We start from the raw sequence: 16,340 nt of genomic DNA on the forward strand, positions 1-16,340 counted from the left end.
TTTTTGTCAGGATTGGCACGCATGCTGCGCTCTCTCTCTCTCGCCACTTTGGTATTACATAAGTGTTGAGGGAGTAAACATGGAATTGAGCACTGTTCAGTCGGGCGCGACAGTCATGGGTGCCATCAAGCTGGATCTAGGAAGTCTGGCTCGTAGCAGCGAAAAGAAGTTGCGGTGTTTTATCAGTAGGCGCGTATTCAATCAGGCCGATATCGATGACTTAATGCAAATGACTTATCTAGAAGCCTGGTGTAACCAGCACAAGTTTATCGGTGCCTCAAAACCAGAAACCTGGCTGTTCGGCATTGCCACCAACCTGATCAGAAATTACTTCAAGAGTCTCTACAGACGGCCACGGTGCTTGGTGTTGGAGGAGTCGGAGGTCGAAAGCATGGAGCATGGGCGTGACCCGAGCCAGCTCAGCGAGCATCAAACTCTGCTCAGTCGCACCCAGGAAGCTATCGAAGGTTTGTCGGTGGACATGCGTGCGGTGATCGACCTGGTGGTTGATTCCGACATCAGTTACCGGGAAGCCGCGCAGCAATTGGGGGTGCCCATTGGCACTGTGCGTTCACGCTTGGCCCGGGCTCGTAGTCAACTGAAGATGAGCGTCCACGGAAAGAGGGCCGGCGCATGAAACGAATTGTCCGTCGTGCCTTACCTCAGAACTTGCCGCGCGGTATGCGCGAATCTTGTGACGCCGACCTGCCGGCAATGATGGAGATCTTCAATGAGACCGCTGGCACCGGGGCCAACTCGCCTGTGACCCGGCCGATGACCTTGGAAGAGGTGACCTTCTACATCAATCTGTATAAGCGTGATGGCTTGCCGGTGTACGTGCTCGAACGTGGTGGTGAGGTGGTCGGATGGCTGTCAATCAACCGCTTCAGTTGGGGCACCATGGCCTGCCGCAATACCGGTGAGACGGCTATCTACGTGCGCGCCGACTGCTACGGTAGAGGCATCGGCATACGCCTGGGGCACGCTACTGTGATCCTTGGGCGCCAGTTCGGCCTGGAAACCCTGGTGGCCTGGATCATGGCCAGCAACGTGCCCAGCCAGCATATCGTCCAGTCCATTGGGGCGGTTCTCTGGGCGCGTCTTCCGAACATTGCGCGTTTCGGGGAGGAGCGCGCTGACGTTTTGCTGTTCGGCTTGCCACTGTACGAAGAGCTGACGTGACCGCCGCCTAAGGTCTGTGTCAGTAAGCCTCAGCTATTGTGTGCCCAGCCTGCTGGGCACCGTTTCTTCCTGGCATTTTGCATAGCAACGCTAGTTCTGGGTGTTAGGTTCTGTTGCGCAAGGCAGTAAGACCATCGTCGCCAAGCTTGTTGACACGCGTAGTAATGCGGCGGTTCTCTTTCAACCATACGAACAGATGTGCATGATGTTACACAGTCAGTGTTGGGGGGAGGGCGGTCAAACACTGGGCAATACCGACTTGGGTTTGCGCTTCATTCTTGGCAGAGGGATCACTGACTGCATTTGAACGGGTGCAGTCGCGGCGCAAGACGCCGGCATCATCCCCCCTCGTCGGCCAACAACCATCGGGAGCGTTTGCTGGGACGATCACGTGGGCTTGGGATGTAAGCCTCATCTCTGCCCGCCTGAGCACAACGCCCAGAATACGCCGTTGAGCATCAAATGATCATCAGCGTATGGGAGCCCACTGCGGCGGATTTCAGTAAAAGTGTCGGCAATCAAATCCCAGGCTGCGTCGAGGGGTTCATACCGTTGCCATTCACGTCTCTTGGCTTTTATGGCAACGGATATTTCAGGGGGGGGGCGTGCAGGGCTTGGATTAAAGACCGCCTCAACAATTATTGAGCTGCTTGTTATGCTAGGTGCAGTCAATTAGTTTTCATCTTCATTGAACCTGTGGGCGAGTGTCCAGCTGCGATTCAACAGCGCCTGGGCGTTGCTGAAGTCGGCACGCCTGATGCTGGTGATATCCGGTTCCCATAGTGGATTCAATGGGATGTGGTAGCCATTGTTCTTAGCCTGCTGAATAAAGTCGGCCATTTCCTGGTGGTTTTCGATCACGCAGACTTCATCAAATCTCCCGAGTTTGGTCGGCAATACAAACGTGGCCGGGTAGTTGGCACTAACATCAGTCGCCGGACTACCCGAGTCCGCCCCGTGGTGTACCACTCGCTCACCATCACCGACCAAAGCCTTGTTGATCACTGTAATCATGTTGCTTATCCGAGCCGTGGCATTGCCGATTTCAAGATCCTGCTTTCTATAAAAACTCTCGTTATTTTCATAGTCATCGCGAAACGCTGAGGGCAGTTGATCCTTTGTCTGAGCACTGTAGCCATCGATGCGAGCTTTGAACACACTGTGTGCAACATCTGGAACAGGAAGATTGTCTTGTTGCCCAAGATCACTCATATGCGGACCGATAAGATGCAGGTCATAGTCGGCGGTCAACGCCTTGCCCCCCTTTTCTTTCGCCAGGACCTTGAGCGGGTTGCCTCCATGAGTAATTACATACGTATCTTTAGTCAGTTCTGGTTGGCGTTTGGCTTCGAATTCGTACACTTCACCGCTGGGCCCTTTCGCATTGAACTTGATTACGCCCTGCTTATTTTCAAGTTGCATGTCCATGATTTTATTGTCCGCAAATAACATGCCCATGCGCTCTCGCGTAATAGCCAGCGGTACGGCAACGGCATAGCCGTCCTTGATGCATTGGTTGGTTTGTCCGCTAAATTTTTCGACTCGCCCAGGATCAGACTTCATGCAGTTTTCAAGTTTACTGAAGGCCTGATCAACGCAGATCATCCCCGCTTGCGGCCCCCAATTGGCGCTTTTACCCTTAATATGAAAGTCTTTGGTCGGATGCCCATCTTCGATCAGGCCAGTGGCGACTGTTTCGACCGGGCGAATTCCAATAATACAATTGTGCTCTTTCGCCACACCCTGTAAGGGTTTCAAGTGAGCGATGACAATACCGGTCTTGCCTTCGACTTTCGAAATAGCTACATCGACGGTCGATCGAACTTCATTGGCTACGGTCACCGCCTCGGCATTGCCAAGAGTCATCCTATCCAAGGGCTGGACGCTGGAGCCCATTGTTGATCTGATCATATGCACCTTCCATAAATATAATTAATCCAGACTTTCCAGAATAGTCTCCACCATGGCTCTATCAAAATACTCTTACGAGTCTCTGAGCAACTGAAATTGCCCCAGGGTCATCGGGGAAGAGTCTAGATGAGTTTTCTTTTTATTGCCATACTGGTACATTCGAGTTTAGGCTCGGTGGCCGAGGGTAGAGAATGTTGGTTACTTCTGCAGTTCCGTCTTAGTCAGCTCTTTGTTCAGGCGCAAAATAATACGTTCAATAACACATGCTGCAACATTGTAAGATTCGACACTTGGATGTGAAGCAATCCATCCGTTTTCTTTAAATTTCGACATCAGCCCATCTAGGCTCATTTCTTGATCTTCGAACTGCACCAAGGTATTCTTTTCCGCTTCAAAGAGAGCTTTAAGAGTCTGAGTGCGCCCTTCGTTCCAGTAAGTATTCGGTATATCTGCCGCCCCTTTCAGTTCTTTTTTTATTATTCGCTCTTCTGGTAAAACCATGTTACGGTTCTCTTTGCTCAAGCCCAGCTTCTTACTCATCAGCATATCTTCACCACCTGCCACCATGTAGGGGGGGTAGATGCCATCATTCCCTTGTTTGCGAAATGGGGCCTGAATTGAAACAAACTGCTCTGCCGGCCCGTTTAAGTCAGACGGGTTAGGCGCGAGTGTTTCCCTGAAAGGTAAAGGGGCTGATTGTCGGGTCGGGTAACCGACACCGTAGCCAACAATTGGCTGCTTTGTCGTTTGGTGTAGACTTTCCACTTTACTCCGTATCGCTGGATTAGTGTGTCTTGTCTGCTCCGTCTTTACCACATCCTGATCAATCAACATTATTCGTTCAGGGCGATACGGCAGTGTATCGGCAAAGGCTAATGCCGATGCTCTTGCAGCGCCAAAACCAGTCAGCTTTCCGCCATCCCAGCCCACAAGGTGCAGATTAGGATACTGCTCAAACGCCTCTTTCATCGTCGATTTGTAGGTCGGATAATCCAGCTTATGGACAAGTAGATAGACAGGTTCGGCACGAGCATCAGACTCTCGCTTCATGTTTTTTGGATGCCACGCCAAACTATAATCTTTGCTTAGATCCGCAGCTAGCTTATTGGCACTCCCCCCACTTATGACAAGAGCAGGAACAGTGCCATTGTCCAAGTGTGGTTCGTATGACTGAAGGGGTCTAATAAATGAGAACCAACTTCCGTCTCCTGGCATATCCCGATCCATAGCAAGTTCTCTGCATGTATCAACTCTATTATGGAGTACCGATTGCAAGCTGCTGATGGTATCTTTGTTTGGTAATTCAGTTACGATAACTGGGGAGTATTTACAAGCTGGCCTGGTCTCTAGGTTGACCCACTTAGGATTGCATTCCAAACGGATGGGGGGACTATTTACTTTGTTCGGTGTGCTTACGACAGCGAATACACCATCCGATTTTATGCGATCTTGTAGTCCATTTCGCCACTGCATGCTTAGCATGACGCGCTGATCAAGAATGGTTTTCGACAATTCTCTTCGAAACTCAGTGACTTGTTTGTCGCTAATAGTGTCTACAGCAACATCTGACTTAATGGCCAACATGATTTTAAAGAAGGCATCGTCACCTGATGCTTCCCATGCTTCTCCATTTTTTGTTGCTGAGTAATTATATTTGCCGTCACGGTGCATCTCAATGCTCTGTGCTTTATGCGGCTCGGATAATGCTTCATAGTTTACCCGGTTCATCCCCTCGCTTGGACTAAAACTTATACATGGCCTTGTGTTAGCATAATGTTTCCAGCTGAGGGATGTGTCATCTGGCCAATCTTTATCTTTGACAAGTGTCAAGCTTAACAACTCAAGTGCGCTACCATCTAATTCATAAGTCGGTTCTTGTAGTGTTTTTAATACATTGTCCACCTTCGCCAGCATCGCTGCAGATGGATTATATGAAAATATGTTAGAGTCAAGCGAGCTACTTTTGTCTGCTGCTCCATTACTCGCACCTGATAATCCATTTTCAGGATTGGCGGCATGTAAATTTGGCAAAGAATGACTTGGAGTAAGCATGTCGGTTCCTCTTTTTTGGTAAAAGCTCAAGAGTTTCGTTGATAGCTGCTAGGTTTTGATTTTCGTCGCCATGCCTGATCGATGGCAACTAATTTTTGTCCCGAATGATTTGTACTTTTTGCATTATCGACAGCTGGAGTAAAGTTACCTGATCAAAAAAATATCAAATGCAAGACGACCTACTAGAGTCCGAAATTTCGCTCAGGGCTTCAGCAAACTTAAACTTATCACGCACTGATACTAGTTTGAGTGAGAAGCATGTATACGCAGGCGGAATTGGGTGGGATTGCAAAGGTAGCGCTTGCGAAAGCTTTCATTGAAATGTCCATGGTTGGAGAAACCACATTCGAGAGCAATATCGAGCACGCGCATGGAAGTGGTCATCAATAGCTCCCGGGCATGAGTTAGTCGCCGTTCGAGCAGCCACCGTTTTGCAGATCTGCCGTATTTTTCCAGGAACAGCAGGTTGAATTTGTATAATGGCATATTGAACTCGAGTGCGTAGCGGGCGACTGACCATTGGTTTAACGCGTTTGCTTCAATAAAGTCGAAGAAGGATTCATTGCCGCTCATGATTTGCTGAAATAACGCTGAGAAGTAACTCCTATCGACCCCCAGGCAATAGATGTAGGCAAAGCGTAGGAGAGCAACCGGTGTTCCCTTGACAAGTAGCTCAAGGACGGTGATCACTTCATCTTGCGCTTTCACCGTTCTAATGGGCTCGCGCAAGAACAGTGTGTCGTGTGTTGCACCGAGTAGTTCCAAAACGTCGGCATACAATTGTTGGAAATCGGCAGGATAAAAGTCGAAAAACTGCAGATCGCTGCTCGAACTGTAAGGCACGATGCTGCTGTGCGCAACAACGACAGAGTTAGGAGGTATAAGCTGTGTTTTACCGTCAACCTGTACTTTTCCGCCGAACCTTCCGAATAGAAGTCGTACTGCCTGCATCCTTCCTCCTTTCACGCATGCTGTTTTAGAAGTGGTCTACCTGTCAGCCTGTGATAATCATGGCCTCACGGCTCTGATCTATGTTGCTCAAACCATCTTCTTCCTTTGTACTCCATGCATAACCGGTCGGCTGCGCATTTCGCAGCACCAATATTGACGTAATCGAGTTATTATTTAGAGAGCAGTACTCTGGTTTTACTCATCAAGCAGAAACGTATTCGTAATATGAGTGGAAAGATAATCACGAACAGTTCCACTCAGAATGAATGCTCTGAAATCAATGCTTAAGGCCTGCCAAGGCCAAAAGCTGGCGGACTAATATGTATACTTGTTCGCGCCGATGGTCTCCGGTCAGCTCGTGCCAAATCACGAAAGTGAGTTGGCTGTCGAGACAGATAAAGCAGTCGTCATAGGACTCGACGTTCTCGAAACGCCGTTTAAGTGTCTCGAAAAACAGATTGGGCCGCTGCGTCTGACGATAAATATACAGGGCAAGCCCCCAGCCCAAGCTTTCCTCGCGGCAGACGAACTCGATGCCTGGGGCCCATTGCCAAGTGCTGGCTTGCTTTTCATCAACCAGGGCTATGAAATCCTGCTGATCCTTGCTTTGTAAAAGCATTTTAGTCATCGAGAGGGTACCGGACTGTATTCACCAGCGCCGACACGCAGTGCCGGAGACCACCAGATATTCACTTGGCCGTTATTGTTGGCGATAAGTTTCTGACAAAAAACTGAATCACAGGAAGTTCTAGGGAATGCAGTGCAAGCACTTAATAGAAGTAAACTTATCAGCATAATACTGACATGATGTAATCTCATCTCCTCACCCCTTGTCGGACTCTACGCGCAATCTCGCTCTGTAGCGAGGCTACTTTGTTTTAGGCAAGGTTGCTTTCAAATATTTGATTTCGAGTTATTGAATCTTTTCTTATACTTTTCACTAATGCACAGGTAGCCTTGAAACTCGCACCGGAGCCGCGGTCGGTTGCACTGCCACGAAAACCTCAGTTGATTCACCAGGTTGCAATAGGAAGTCAGAGACAACCGTCACAGCCAATGTCTGTGGCCCTGAACAGAATACCGGGCTGAAGCGTTGCGGTTTGACATTTACGTTTTTGACCACGCCAGCCACCACCGCGAAATCCTCCCCACCAAACCACTGCATTCGCTTGTGATCCAGCACGAATGAATTGCCGATTTTACACAGGTCGTGCAGAGCTGCTCCGGCTGAAACCCGGTAAACAATATTTGGAGTTTGCCCCCGCGCCAATTCAGCGAACACCTTACCGATGCTCGCCCGCAGAGCCGATGCATTTTCTCCCGGCTGTCGGCTGGAAGTCAGAGCATCCTCCAGTTTCGCGCGGTTGTTGTTTGCAACATAGCGCACCGGATCAAGGTGATCCCCGATCAGCCGGGGAGTGAGAATGAACAGCCGTTCGCGCCGCGACACCTCTCGTTTGGTTGAGGAAAAAAGCGACCCGATCAGCGGCAACTGGCCCAAAATTGGCACCTGGTTTTTCTGATCGCCGCTCTGGTCGACATGAAAACCGCCAATCATCAATGAGCGGTTTTCACTGATCACCGCCTGGGTACTGACGGTGCTGCGTTTGACTGTCGGGGTCTGTTGGTCAATGGCTTGTTCAAGCTGGCCGTCCTCAATGTCGACGATCAAATGGAAGCTGATGTGCTGCGTCCCGGAGATCGTTCGCGGGATAACCTGAAGGCTGGTGCCAGCGGTGACCGGCTGGATATTGGCAACCCGCTCGCCAGCGACGGTGATGTATTGGGTGCGGCTGAAGTCGATCACCGCTGGCTGGTTCTCCAGTGTCAGCACCGATGGCCGAGCGATCACTGAGGCCATACCTTGCCCTTCAAGAGCCTGGATCTCGGCGAAAAAACGACCGAAATCGTGAATGAACAGCGTCGATGAGCCGCTGCTGAGCAATGAGCTGCCAAAACTGAAACTGCCTGCCTGGGCCGACCAGCGTGATTCGAGGTTCGACAACTCGCTACGGTCAATATCGAAAATGATCGCGTCGATTTCCACCAAGTTGCTCGATAGATCCAGCTGTTCCACCAACTGCTGATACATCACACGCTTGTCCTGATTGTCATAAATCAACACTGCATTGTTGCGCACGTCGGCCGCGACCCGACCCTGCTGCTTGACCTCGGGCTTGACCTCGCTGCGGCTGGCGCTCCGCTCGCTGGCCAGGTTGATAATTCTAGTTTGGGCTTTGTCGGCCATACTTTGCAGGGCTTCTACATTGGCCTTGAGGTCCTGGGGCGGCGGGCGCGTGCGGTTGTCCAGCATTCCCTTAAGAAGCGTTGCCACCCCGGGGATGGTCATGCTCTGCTCTCGGTAATTGATCTCACGGTCGGCTACCGACGCGTAGCGCAGTGGAAAAATCATCACCTCTTGCTTCTCATCGGGTTTGTCCTTCTTGCTGCTGAAACTTCGGATCAACTCGATATAGCGCGCGGGCCCTCTGACCAGTACCACGCCCTCATCGGGTAGTTCGCCCCAGCCGAAGCGCCTGTCCAACAACCCGACGTCAGTCAGCGCCTGTTTTAGATCCTGCACCGCATCGGCCGAGACGTCCAAGCGCTGCGAGACCTGCGCCGACTGCGGACTGACGTACAGTTTGTCGTTGTAAAAGAACCATTGGAATCGGTGTTCCAAAGCCAGCCGTTCGAGAAACTCTTGAGCGTTAGCCGCCCGCAGTTTGGCGTTCACCACACCGCTGACGTCGCTCAGGCTCAGCCCCACGCCATGGGCGTTGGTGAAGTCCTTGAGAACAGTCTCCAGAGGGGTTTGCGTGGCATCATAAGCGTAGGCCGACTGACGCCATTCTTCGGGCACTGCTGCCCATGTCGGCCAGGGCAGCACCATCAGCAGGGAAAACCGGCACAGTCGCTTAAACATAAGGTTTTCCCAATGGCAAAGGACGATTCTGGAGGCGGGCCGAAGCAGCATTGTCTTCAAGCAGTGCTTCCCACACGTCCCGCTGATTGATCAAGACTTCGAGGGCGCTGATGACCGAAGTCACGCTGTCGAACTTCAGGTAGTGCATAAGGCACAATCGGCGCTCCATCGGGTCCAGCGCCAGCGCGCCGCTGAAGCACCCGCGGCTGGGGCCTGACAGGCGCAATGCAGCTTCCAGGTCGAGGTCATCGCCACTCCAGACAAGACTCAGCATGGCGATGCACAGTACCCCAGCGGTGCGCCGTTGCAGGTGCACCAGCTGCAGATCGATAAGTAGCTTGAGCTCGCTGTCGCCACAGTCCAGCCAGCGTTGCACAGTGGCTGTCAGCTCAACGGATTTCATTGATGATTGCCTTGGCCAGGTTGTGTTTGACCACAATTTCCTGGTTCGCCGCCCAGCTGGCGGTAGATGACTGACGGATTGCCGAGTTGAAGGCATGCATGTCGTCCAGAGAGAAAGCTTCCATATCCATGCCCAGAGCGGCGGCGTCGAGTCCTTTTTGGGCGTGTTCGAAGTTATTGTCGAGACGGCGGCGTAGTGCCTCAGAAGAAAACATGGTGATACTCCAAGTACGGGAACTGTCCACTGAGTGGCGCTTGCCCGAAGCTGGTTCCATAGCTTTCGCCGATCAATGCGCCACGCTGTCCGGCTGCGACCATAGCGCCTCGGCCAGGCAACTCCAACTGAAGCTGAAGTCGCCCAGCTCGGTGCGCAGTAGCAAACTGTCGGGAGCCAATTGTGGGTCTGCGCGCAGGGTCCAGCATGCTTGAGCCTGCTGCAACTGCAACGCGGTCGTTTCCAGCCAGTCCGGGTGGGTATGCAGCACGCCCACCTGCTCCTGTGTCTGGGTGGCCATCAGGTGGTGCAGCATTGCACGGATCCGTGCTTTGTCGGGCTGCTCCCCCAACAGCTTCTGCAAGGCCTGGCCCACCAGAGTCTCGGCGGTGGCAATGATGTGTACCCACATCTGCTGTCGTTGCTGCTGCCAGTCATCGAGCAGTGCATCAGCCTGGCACCAGACTTCGACCCGCGCCTGGGCTTGGACCTCTTCCCCCATACGCTCAGCCTCTTGCCGGGCGCTGACCAGCAAGGCTTCGGCTTCGGCCTGAGCAGCTTCAAGCAACTGTTCGGCTAACAGACTGTTCTCCAGAGTTTCACGGCGCAGCACGGGGCCATCAGACAGCAACTGGGGATGACTCAGGGTCAGGTTGCGACGAGTCAACATGGGACATTCCTTGTTGGGAAAAGTGATGGAGTACCAAGATCGCCTGCCACAACGCAGCCAGGCGCGGGGCCGGCAGGCCCTCGAAGGTCACGCGTTCTGCTTCTTCGATGGCGTCGCGGGCAAAGTGCAGGCGCAGGCGCTGCCAAACCGAGTCGCCAACCCAGGCTCGCAACAGGCGTAGCCCCCGGGTGAAAGGGCTGCCCTCGTGCCATTGGTCCGGCAGCCAGAAGCCCGGTTGAAGGCTCTTGCCCAAGCGCCGGCACCAGATCAGGTCCGCCGGGTCGAGCCCGGGCAGAGCCAGCGGCGGGCTACCGGCACAGACCGCCACCGCGAGAATCAGCCCCCGCGACCAGCACGCCTCGTCCATGGCCAGCAAGGACAACAGATTGGTGTTGGGCGGTGGTGGCCAGGCCGAGGTCATGCCCAGCAGTTGGTCGAGCCAGGGATCACCATGACGCTGTAGGCAAACCCGCAGTTCAGAACTAACTCCCGCCTCACCCAGACGCCAACTGGCATCTGCCTGCCGCGCCCCCTGCACCCACCAGCGTACCCAGTCTAGGGCCTGCTCGTCAGAGACCGTTAGCCGGCTCATGAGGGGTCGGACGGTACAGGCCGAGAGTTGCCGACGACTTTGAGCAGGCGTTGGCGCCACACCGGATTGATCGCCAGCAGGCCACCCACCAGCAACACCAAGGCCACTGCACACACAGCCGCCAGCCACTTCCAGAAGTACAGGCGCTCGCGGGTTGTGCTGAAAGGGCCTATTTTCACCTGTTCCGTTGTTTCCTGATAATCCTGGGCCGAGACAAAGACCACGGCGAGTTTCTTGTCATCAGCGCCGCTGATGCCGGGAATGCTACTGGCTACCATGCGCCGGATGCGCGGTAGCACGGTATCCGGATCCAGCTCGGCGCGGTGCTTGATGAACACTGCGGCCGAAGCCGGCTGTACTGGTTCGCCCGGCGCAATGCGCTCGGGCAGAACCACGTGCACCCGGGCCACCACCACGCCGTCAATTTGCGACAGGGTTTGCTCTAGCTCCTGAGACAACGCATAGAGGTAACGTGCGCGCTCCTCCAGGGGCGAGGAGATCACCCCATTCTTGCGAAACACTTCGCCCAGGCTCGACCGTGAACGATGGGGCAAGCCCACGGCTTCCAGCGCCCGCACCGCACGAGAAATGTCCGGTGTCGCCACTAGCACCGCTACCCCGTTCTTGTCCTGTCGTTTCTGCACTTCGATGTGCTTACTGGCCAGCTCGGCCAGCACTTCGTTGGCGTCCTGCTCGGACAAGTCGCGATACAGTTCCATGTGGTCGCTACAGCCCGCCGATAACAGGATCGTCAAGGCCATAACAAGCGACCTGAGCACCTTGAGCTGCATAGGTTTACCCTATTGAAGACTGGTGAGTTTTTCTACGCTCTGGGCAGCCTTGCTCACCAGTTTGGCGCTGAGCAAGCTTTCCAGGTAGAACGAAGATAATGAGCGGTTAGCCTGCAAGGCCTGTTGCGCATCTACCGAGCGAGCCGCCCGTTGCAGGTCGCGAGCGGCACGCTCGGAGTGTTTCTGCAAGACTGTTGAAGCTTGGGATATCGGCGATGCCGGAACCTCGTTGTGGGCTGGACGGGCCGCGACCTGCTGCATCTGCACGTTAAACCAAGTAATGTCCGACTCGGCAGGCGGCCTGACCGGCAGTCCTTCGGAACCGGGTAGACCCGAGTGGTTAGCTTTTACCTCTGTAATCGCCATCTCATACTCCTGCCAGGACGAAGGTTTACATTCAGACGCGATAGCTGATGGTGCTTTGTTGCATCAGCACCGACAGCAGATTGCCTGCCGCGATACTGGCATCGGTTTTCAGAGTGTTGCCTGCGCCACCATTGAGGAAGTTCTGCTCGGCGTTGGGGAACAGTCCGCCCAGGGAGTTGCCTTGGGCGCTGCCCTTGACTTCACCCTTGATCATGTCGATTGCTTTCTGGAACTGCTTGCTCTCGTCGCTGTCGAGATAGTTGTCCTCACCCAGTTCATCGCGCCAGCTGAGGACCTTGCCGTTGGCGTCGTCGGGTTTGCCAAACTCTTCAGGGTGCATGTCCATAAAGCGTGCGACTTCCTTGAGGACGTCCTTGTCGTCGTTGGAGAAGGACATTCCGCTGCCGCTCGGCTTGAGCAGCTTGTCGAGTTTTTCCTCGCCTAGGTTGCCCAACAGCGAGGACAGAAGCTCCTGAGTACCGCTGCTGTTACCCGTGCCGTTCCAGCCGTTGTTGTTGCTACCATTCACACTACCGACGCCTTGGGGACCTGTGCCGAGAAACTCCTCGAGCAGACTTTCCAACCCCTTGGTGAAAGCTTCTTTCTCGTCGTTGTTCAGGTAATTGTCTTCCCCCAGTTCGTCACGCCAGTTGCGGACCTTGCCATTAGCGTCGTGGGGTTTACCGAACTGGTTGGGGTTCTTGTCCATATGGTCGGCGATCATGCCCAGCAAGGGATTATTCGTGTCACGGATATTGGCACCACTGCCAGTCTTCTCGAACAGGGCTTCACTCAGTAGTGAGGCAATCTGTCTGGCGATGCTGTCGGAGTTGCTTTGGGAACCAGTCATGTAGAACGTACTGAAATTTCCCTGAGGCGAGTTTGCCCCGGGTTGATAAATCGAAGAAGAAAGCATAGGTCTGCTCCTAATTGACGATGTAAATCATGACCCTCTCGATCATGATCAAGAGGGCCATCCCCACTAGTAGTTGATCGATTTACCGGTCTGCTGAGCGGCGTTCTGCGCTTTGGTGGCAGAGTCCTGATAGGCGCTGGCGATACCGTTGATGGTATCAGTCATCATCTTTTGGGACTGAGCTTGGGCATTCATCGTAGTGGTTGCAGCTGAAGTCTGATCCATCTGCTGTTGCGCCGCCATTGAAGCGGCAAGGGAAGCACCCATAGCCATGGTTATTACTCCTTATAATTAAAGATTGTTTGAGTATCCAATTTGGTACTCAAACAATGAGTGGTCGATTCTCGGAAGTGGTTCCATGGAGGGTAAAAAGTGTGCGGAACTGGAGCCTGCCAGTTTAAAAAAGGGAACACGCACGACTCTAAAGCTCAGGAGGCTCAATGCTCAGTCTTTTCATTCGGTGGTACAAAGTACGGCGCGGGATACCCAGTTCACCTATCACCGAATCAATGCACTTGGCGTGACGCGCCAGACAATCCTGGATCAAGGTTTTCTCGAACAAGCGCAGATGACTCTTTAGTGGCATTGCGCCTTCTCTGTCGGTGAGCTCCTCGGCGCTCTGTAAGACCGGCATACCAAGTACGAAGCGCTCTGCGGCACACTTGAGTTCGCGAATGTTACCCGGCCAACGATGGCCAAGCAGGGACTTGAGCAGATGAGGAGCAAACTCTGGAATGGGCATTTGATGACGCTTGGCGGATTCGCGTGCGAATTGCTGAAACAGTGGCAGGATGTGCTGCAAATTTGAACTCAGGGTCGGCAGCTGGATCTTGATCACGTTCAGGCGAAAGAACAGATCGCGACGAAACTTACCCTCTTCCACCAGTTTTTCCAGCGGCGTCTGGGTAGCGACAATGACTCGTAGATCCAGGGGGATGAAGCGTGTAGAACCGAGACGTTCTATACCTCGCATTTCCAGGACTCGTAGCAGTTTGGCCTGGAGCAGTAGGGGCATGCTGTCGATCTCATCAAGATAAAGGGTGCCATGGTTGGACGCTTCAATGTAGCCCGCTCGCGACTTCGAAGCACCGGTGTAAGCACCAGCCATGACCCCGAACAGCTCGCTCTCAGCCAGTTGTTCCGGAACCGCCGCGCAGTTCAGCGCAATGAGCGGGCCCTCGCGACAGGAAAGCTGGTGGATACGTCGTGCCAAGGTATCTTTGCCAGTACCAGTTTCCCCCTCCAGCACCATATCAACCTTGAGCGGAGCAGCCATTCTAATAAAAGCTTGCAACGTACCCACAATGTCGAGAACTTCATGCCCCTGTTGTGGAGAGTGGTTTTCTAAATGCTCCCCAGTCATCTGGCTCCCTCACGATGATTACTTCCATTGGGGTCCATCCTTGATGTGATGCACCAAATAATCCTTCTTTGGCTATGCTGTTATTTATGAGGTGAGGTCCAAAAAGGTTCTAACTCCGAGATTGGCATAAAGTATTGTAGGTGATCCTGTCTAGAGTTGGCCCAAGGTATCATCAATAAACCATCAATGGTTATGGTGTTTAGGCTAATGTTGGTTTCTCTTTTGTATTTAGGATTTGTCTCAAAGTGATTGCTTTAGTTTCTTGGGACATCAAGGCCTTAAAAGTAGGTGAATTAATGAAGTGTTGTGAAAGGCGAGCGCTTCCCCGAAGAGCTCAGAATTCAAGCGGTCAATAAAATGACTGAAAAGCAACTTTCTGTCGTGGATGTGGATGCGCGGCTGGGTGTATTGTTTCATGGCCTGTCCCCCTGAATTACGTGCTACGCCAAGCCCCAAAAGCAGCACAGGGTAGAGGGAATAGTGTATCGAATGGATAGATTACTGCGTCTCGAGGGGCGCTCAGATTAGATCCCTGCGGAGGTCTTGGAAATGCGGGGATAAACCCGTTTTGTCTCACTGCATTTACTGAAGCACCAGTGAGCCTGATAGAGTTTAGGGCACCTATCTGTACTTATGAAAGCTGACTGTACTTGTCTGTGGTGTCTGATCTGTTTTCTCGTCGGGTCGTTTATAGGGCAATGAAGTTAAAAGCAACAGTGACTTGGCCATGGATGCGCTGCTGATGGATGGACAGTACAGCTGTTTCGACTGGCGTAGCGTTTTGCAGGCTAGCAACCTGACTATCTGGCTTCTCGATAGTGCTGCTGAGTAAGTCGATCTCCTCGAAGTCGTTCTGAAGAATTGGATTGGCAACTAGTTGGGTCGCCAGTTTTGTGAGCTCATTGATTATTCGCTGGTACGGCACGTTACCGTTGACGCTCATAGCGAGCAAGCTTGCTCCTACAAGGGCCAGGTCAGTGATGAGGCTCTTTCGTGAGTAGAGCCTCCACAACTCTCCTTCAGCGGCTGTCCCACGGACTGGGGGCGCTGTCATTTTGAGGTGATGTTGGAGCCGGTGTTTTTTAAGGTGACGGGTATTTCTGGCGCAGTCATTCCCCGCAAGTTACGTACCCCTCAATAGCTCATGTCAAACAGTGGACGACTGGATTCAACATTGTACGAAGCCAGAGTCTTGTCGATTTGCGACAGTAACGGGCGGATCAACGTGGGTGCGGACAAGCTTCCCAATAGTGCCGGGCAGAGTTCCTTTGCGCGTATTCGCAGAGCCTGAGGCGGGTTGCCGCTCAGGATAAAATGTGCGGCCAGACCCTGCTGGTGGCAGCGCTCGATCAGGTGGAGCCCTGAGGGTTGGATAATATCGTGGTCGACGATAAGAACATCGAACGGTGTAGGTACGCAACGTGCCAGGCAAACAGCCTCCGTCGCGGAAGTCGTTGAGGCGATCCGGTAATAACCAAGTCGATTGAGCACCTGTTCAGACATCAGTAATCGGGAGGGATACTTCCCGACCAATAGAATTCTCAACTTTATATTGGCCATCATTTGCCCCTGTCTCGCGTCACTAAGCTTAAGTTTGTGAAGAGTCGGTTGCCTGGGACTCTTCATGCCGACTCATGTTCGTTCGTCGCTGATGGTGTGTCACTCGGAATGGTCTTGATCCGCTCAGGAAATTTCCCAGGCTTAATGACAGGTGCGTTTCCATTCGCCAGCGGACCACATCTTCGATTGAGAGAGAAAGGGCTTGGTAACCAGTCTGGCTTCAGGGGGACGCCAAACCGTCTGTCATATCTGGATAATTTGAGACAGGTCCTAGAAGAGGTCGGGCTCGAAGTCATTAAACTCGGCCTATCTGGAATACAAGTCATACGGCAATCCAAGGTTATTTGAAGGCGTCTTTTGAGAGTTGTCTTGAAAATGATCTGAACCGTTTCTATCGCATCTCCAAGTACCTATCCTGCTCCTTACCAAAGGACAGGTCGGTTA

The 16,340-nt window shown here is 52.9% G+C and carries 19 protein-coding genes; 3 read left to right on the forward strand and 16 right to left on the reverse strand.

The window, feature by feature from the left end:
• Positions 1 to 79: 79 nt before the first annotated feature.
• Entirely contained in the window at positions 80 to 637 is a 558-nt protein-coding gene (locus ACTJKT_RS00965) for an RNA polymerase sigma factor (protein WP_440785819.1), read from the forward strand.
• Positions 634 to 1,182, forward strand: coding sequence for an N-acetyltransferase family protein (locus ACTJKT_RS00970; RefSeq protein WP_440785820.1), 549 nt, complete (start codon positions 634 to 636; stop codon positions 1,180 to 1,182). Before ACTJKT_RS00965 ends, ACTJKT_RS00970 begins: the two co-directional genes overlap by 4 nt.
• 672 nt (positions 1,183 to 1,854) lie before the next feature.
• On the opposite strand, the gene ACTJKT_RS00975 is transcribed toward ACTJKT_RS00970, so the two are convergent.
• From ACTJKT_RS00975 to ACTJKT_RS01040, 14 genes are all read right to left on the reverse strand, one after another.
• Positions 1,855 to 3,093, reverse strand: coding sequence for an anthrax toxin-like adenylyl cyclase domain-containing protein (locus ACTJKT_RS00975; protein ID WP_440785821.1), 1,239 nt, complete (start codon positions 3,091 to 3,093; stop codon positions 1,855 to 1,857).
• Positions 3,094 to 3,291: 198 nt separating this feature from the next.
• Positions 3,292 to 5,145: a hypothetical protein gene (locus tag ACTJKT_RS00980; RefSeq protein WP_440785822.1), complete on the reverse strand. Its 1,854-nt coding sequence runs from the start codon at positions 5,143 to 5,145 to the stop codon at positions 3,292 to 3,294.
• Positions 5,146 to 5,385: 240 nt separating this feature from the next.
• Positions 5,386 to 6,096, reverse strand: coding sequence for a helix-turn-helix transcriptional regulator (locus tag ACTJKT_RS00985; protein ID WP_440785823.1), 711 nt, complete (start codon positions 6,094 to 6,096; stop codon positions 5,386 to 5,388).
• A gap of 277 nt (positions 6,097 to 6,373) precedes the next feature.
• Entirely contained in the window at positions 6,374 to 6,724 is a 351-nt protein-coding gene (locus ACTJKT_RS00990) for a negative regulator of hrp expression HrpV (protein ID WP_440785824.1), read from the reverse strand.
• Positions 6,725 to 7,036: 312 nt separating this feature from the next.
• The gene (gene sctC / locus ACTJKT_RS00995) at positions 7,037 to 9,022 is read right to left on the reverse strand and encodes a type III secretion system outer membrane ring subunit SctC (RefSeq protein ID WP_440785825.1); all 1,986 of its coding nucleotides are present in this window, start codon (positions 9,020 to 9,022) and stop codon (positions 7,037 to 7,039) included.
• Positions 9,015 to 9,425 carry a type III secretion system chaperone gene (locus ACTJKT_RS01000; RefSeq protein WP_440785826.1) on the reverse strand — a complete coding sequence of 137 codons (411 nt, stop codon included), beginning with the start codon at positions 9,423 to 9,425 and terminating at the stop codon, positions 9,015 to 9,017. Before ACTJKT_RS01000 ends, sctC begins: the two co-directional genes overlap by 8 nt.
• Positions 9,412 to 9,639 (reverse strand): serine kinase, encoded by a 228-nt coding sequence (locus tag ACTJKT_RS01005; protein WP_440785827.1) that lies wholly within the window; start codon positions 9,637 to 9,639, stop codon positions 9,412 to 9,414. Before ACTJKT_RS01005 ends, ACTJKT_RS01000 begins: the two co-directional genes overlap by 14 nt.
• 72 nt (positions 9,640 to 9,711) lie before the next feature.
• Positions 9,712 to 10,308 (reverse strand): type III secretion system stator protein SctL, encoded by a 597-nt coding sequence (sctL, locus tag ACTJKT_RS01010; protein WP_440785828.1) that lies wholly within the window; start codon positions 10,306 to 10,308, stop codon positions 9,712 to 9,714.
• On the reverse strand, positions 10,259 to 10,729 hold the full coding sequence (locus ACTJKT_RS01015; protein WP_440785829.1) for a hypothetical protein: 471 nt from the start codon (positions 10,727 to 10,729) through the stop codon (positions 10,259 to 10,261). The genes sctL and ACTJKT_RS01015 overlap by 50 nt, the downstream gene beginning before the upstream one ends.
• A 167-nt stretch (positions 10,730 to 10,896) precedes the next feature.
• Complete coding sequence (sctJ, locus tag ACTJKT_RS01020) at positions 10,897 to 11,691, reverse strand: type III secretion system inner membrane ring lipoprotein SctJ (RefSeq protein WP_440785830.1); 795 nt, start codon at positions 11,689 to 11,691, stop codon at positions 10,897 to 10,899.
• A 9-nt stretch (positions 11,692 to 11,700) separates the two neighbouring features.
• On the reverse strand, positions 11,701 to 12,057 hold the full coding sequence (sctI, locus tag ACTJKT_RS01025) for a type III secretion system inner rod subunit SctI (protein WP_440785831.1): 357 nt from the start codon (positions 12,055 to 12,057) through the stop codon (positions 11,701 to 11,703).
• Between the two features lie 31 nt (positions 12,058 to 12,088).
• The gene (locus tag ACTJKT_RS01030; protein WP_440785832.1) at positions 12,089 to 12,907 is read right to left on the reverse strand and encodes a DNA-binding protein; all 819 of its coding nucleotides are present in this window, start codon (positions 12,905 to 12,907) and stop codon (positions 12,089 to 12,091) included.
• A 132-nt stretch (positions 12,908 to 13,039) separates the two neighbouring features.
• Entirely contained in the window at positions 13,040 to 13,246 is a 207-nt protein-coding gene (locus ACTJKT_RS01035) for an ATP-dependent helicase HrpA (protein WP_440785833.1), read from the reverse strand.
• Positions 13,247 to 13,394: 148 nt separating this feature from the next.
• The gene (locus tag ACTJKT_RS01040; protein WP_440785834.1) at positions 13,395 to 14,336 is read right to left on the reverse strand and encodes a sigma 54-interacting transcriptional regulator; all 942 of its coding nucleotides are present in this window, start codon (positions 14,334 to 14,336) and stop codon (positions 13,395 to 13,397) included.
• Between the two features lie 306 nt (positions 14,337 to 14,642).
• Here ACTJKT_RS01040 and ACTJKT_RS01045 point away from each other — a divergent pair, with 306 nt between their 5' ends.
• Positions 14,643 to 14,768, forward strand: a complete 126-nt coding sequence (locus ACTJKT_RS01045; protein ID WP_440785835.1) for a hypothetical protein — start codon at positions 14,643 to 14,645, stop codon at positions 14,766 to 14,768.
• A gap of 256 nt (positions 14,769 to 15,024) precedes the next feature.
• On the opposite strand, the gene ACTJKT_RS01050 is transcribed toward ACTJKT_RS01045, so the two are convergent.
• Both ACTJKT_RS01050 and ACTJKT_RS01055 read right to left on the reverse strand, forming a co-directional pair.
• Positions 15,025 to 15,279, reverse strand: coding sequence for a hypothetical protein (locus ACTJKT_RS01050; protein WP_440785836.1), 255 nt, complete (start codon positions 15,277 to 15,279; stop codon positions 15,025 to 15,027).
• A gap of 191 nt (positions 15,280 to 15,470) precedes the next feature.
• On the reverse strand, positions 15,471 to 15,839 hold the full coding sequence (locus tag ACTJKT_RS01055) for a hypothetical protein (RefSeq protein ID WP_440785837.1): 369 nt from the start codon (positions 15,837 to 15,839) through the stop codon (positions 15,471 to 15,473).
• Positions 15,840 to 16,340: the final 501 nt, after the last annotated feature.

It is taken from the genome of Pseudomonas sp. 22526 (genome assembly GCF_052044735.1).
In the GTDB taxonomy this organism is placed as follows: domain Bacteria; phylum Pseudomonadota; class Gammaproteobacteria; order Pseudomonadales; family Pseudomonadaceae; genus Aquipseudomonas; species Aquipseudomonas piscium.

Coding starts and splice junctions, on each gene's coding strand:
- ACTJKT_RS00965 (WP_440785819.1), top strand. CDS start 80: ATGGAATTGAGCACTGTTCAGTCGGGCGCGACAGTCATGGGTGCCATC.
- ACTJKT_RS00970 (WP_440785820.1), top strand. CDS start 634: ATGAAACGAATTGTCCGTCGTGCCTTACCTCAGAACTTGCCGCGCGGT.
- ACTJKT_RS00975 (WP_440785821.1), bottom strand. CDS start 3,093: ATGATCAGATCAACAATGGGCTCCAGCGTCCAGCCCTTGGATAGGATG.
- ACTJKT_RS00980 (WP_440785822.1), bottom strand. CDS start 5,145: ATGCTTACTCCAAGTCATTCTTTGCCAAATTTACATGCCGCCAATCCT.
- ACTJKT_RS00985 (WP_440785823.1), bottom strand. CDS start 6,096: ATGCAGGCAGTACGACTTCTATTCGGAAGGTTCGGCGGAAAAGTACAG.
- ACTJKT_RS00990 (WP_440785824.1), bottom strand. CDS start 6,724: ATGACTAAAATGCTTTTACAAAGCAAGGATCAGCAGGATTTCATAGCC.
- sctC (WP_440785825.1), bottom strand. CDS start 9,022: ATGTTTAAGCGACTGTGCCGGTTTTCCCTGCTGATGGTGCTGCCCTGG.
- ACTJKT_RS01000 (WP_440785826.1), bottom strand. CDS start 9,425: ATGAAATCCGTTGAGCTGACAGCCACTGTGCAACGCTGGCTGGACTGT.
- ACTJKT_RS01005 (WP_440785827.1), bottom strand. CDS start 9,639: ATGTTTTCTTCTGAGGCACTACGCCGCCGTCTCGACAATAACTTCGAA.
- sctL (WP_440785828.1), bottom strand. CDS start 10,308: ATGTTGACTCGTCGCAACCTGACCCTGAGTCATCCCCAGTTGCTGTCT.
- ACTJKT_RS01015 (WP_440785829.1), bottom strand. CDS start 10,729: ATGACCTCGGCCTGGCCACCACCGCCCAACACCAATCTGTTGTCCTTG.
- sctJ (WP_440785830.1), bottom strand. CDS start 11,691: ATGCAGCTCAAGGTGCTCAGGTCGCTTGTTATGGCCTTGACGATCCTG.
- sctI (WP_440785831.1), bottom strand. CDS start 12,057: ATGGCGATTACAGAGGTAAAAGCTAACCACTCGGGTCTACCCGGTTCC.
- ACTJKT_RS01030 (WP_440785832.1), bottom strand. CDS start 12,907: ATGACTGGTTCCCAAAGCAACTCCGACAGCATCGCCAGACAGATTGCC.
- ACTJKT_RS01035 (WP_440785833.1), bottom strand. CDS start 13,246: ATGGCTATGGGTGCTTCCCTTGCCGCTTCAATGGCGGCGCAACAGCAG.
- ACTJKT_RS01040 (WP_440785834.1), bottom strand. CDS start 14,336: ATGACTGGGGAGCATTTAGAAAACCACTCTCCACAACAGGGGCATGAA.
- ACTJKT_RS01050 (WP_440785836.1), bottom strand. CDS start 15,279: ATGAGCGTCAACGGTAACGTGCCGTACCAGCGAATAATCAATGAGCTC.
- ACTJKT_RS01055 (WP_440785837.1), bottom strand. CDS start 15,839: ATGTCTGAACAGGTGCTCAATCGACTTGGTTATTACCGGATCGCCTCA.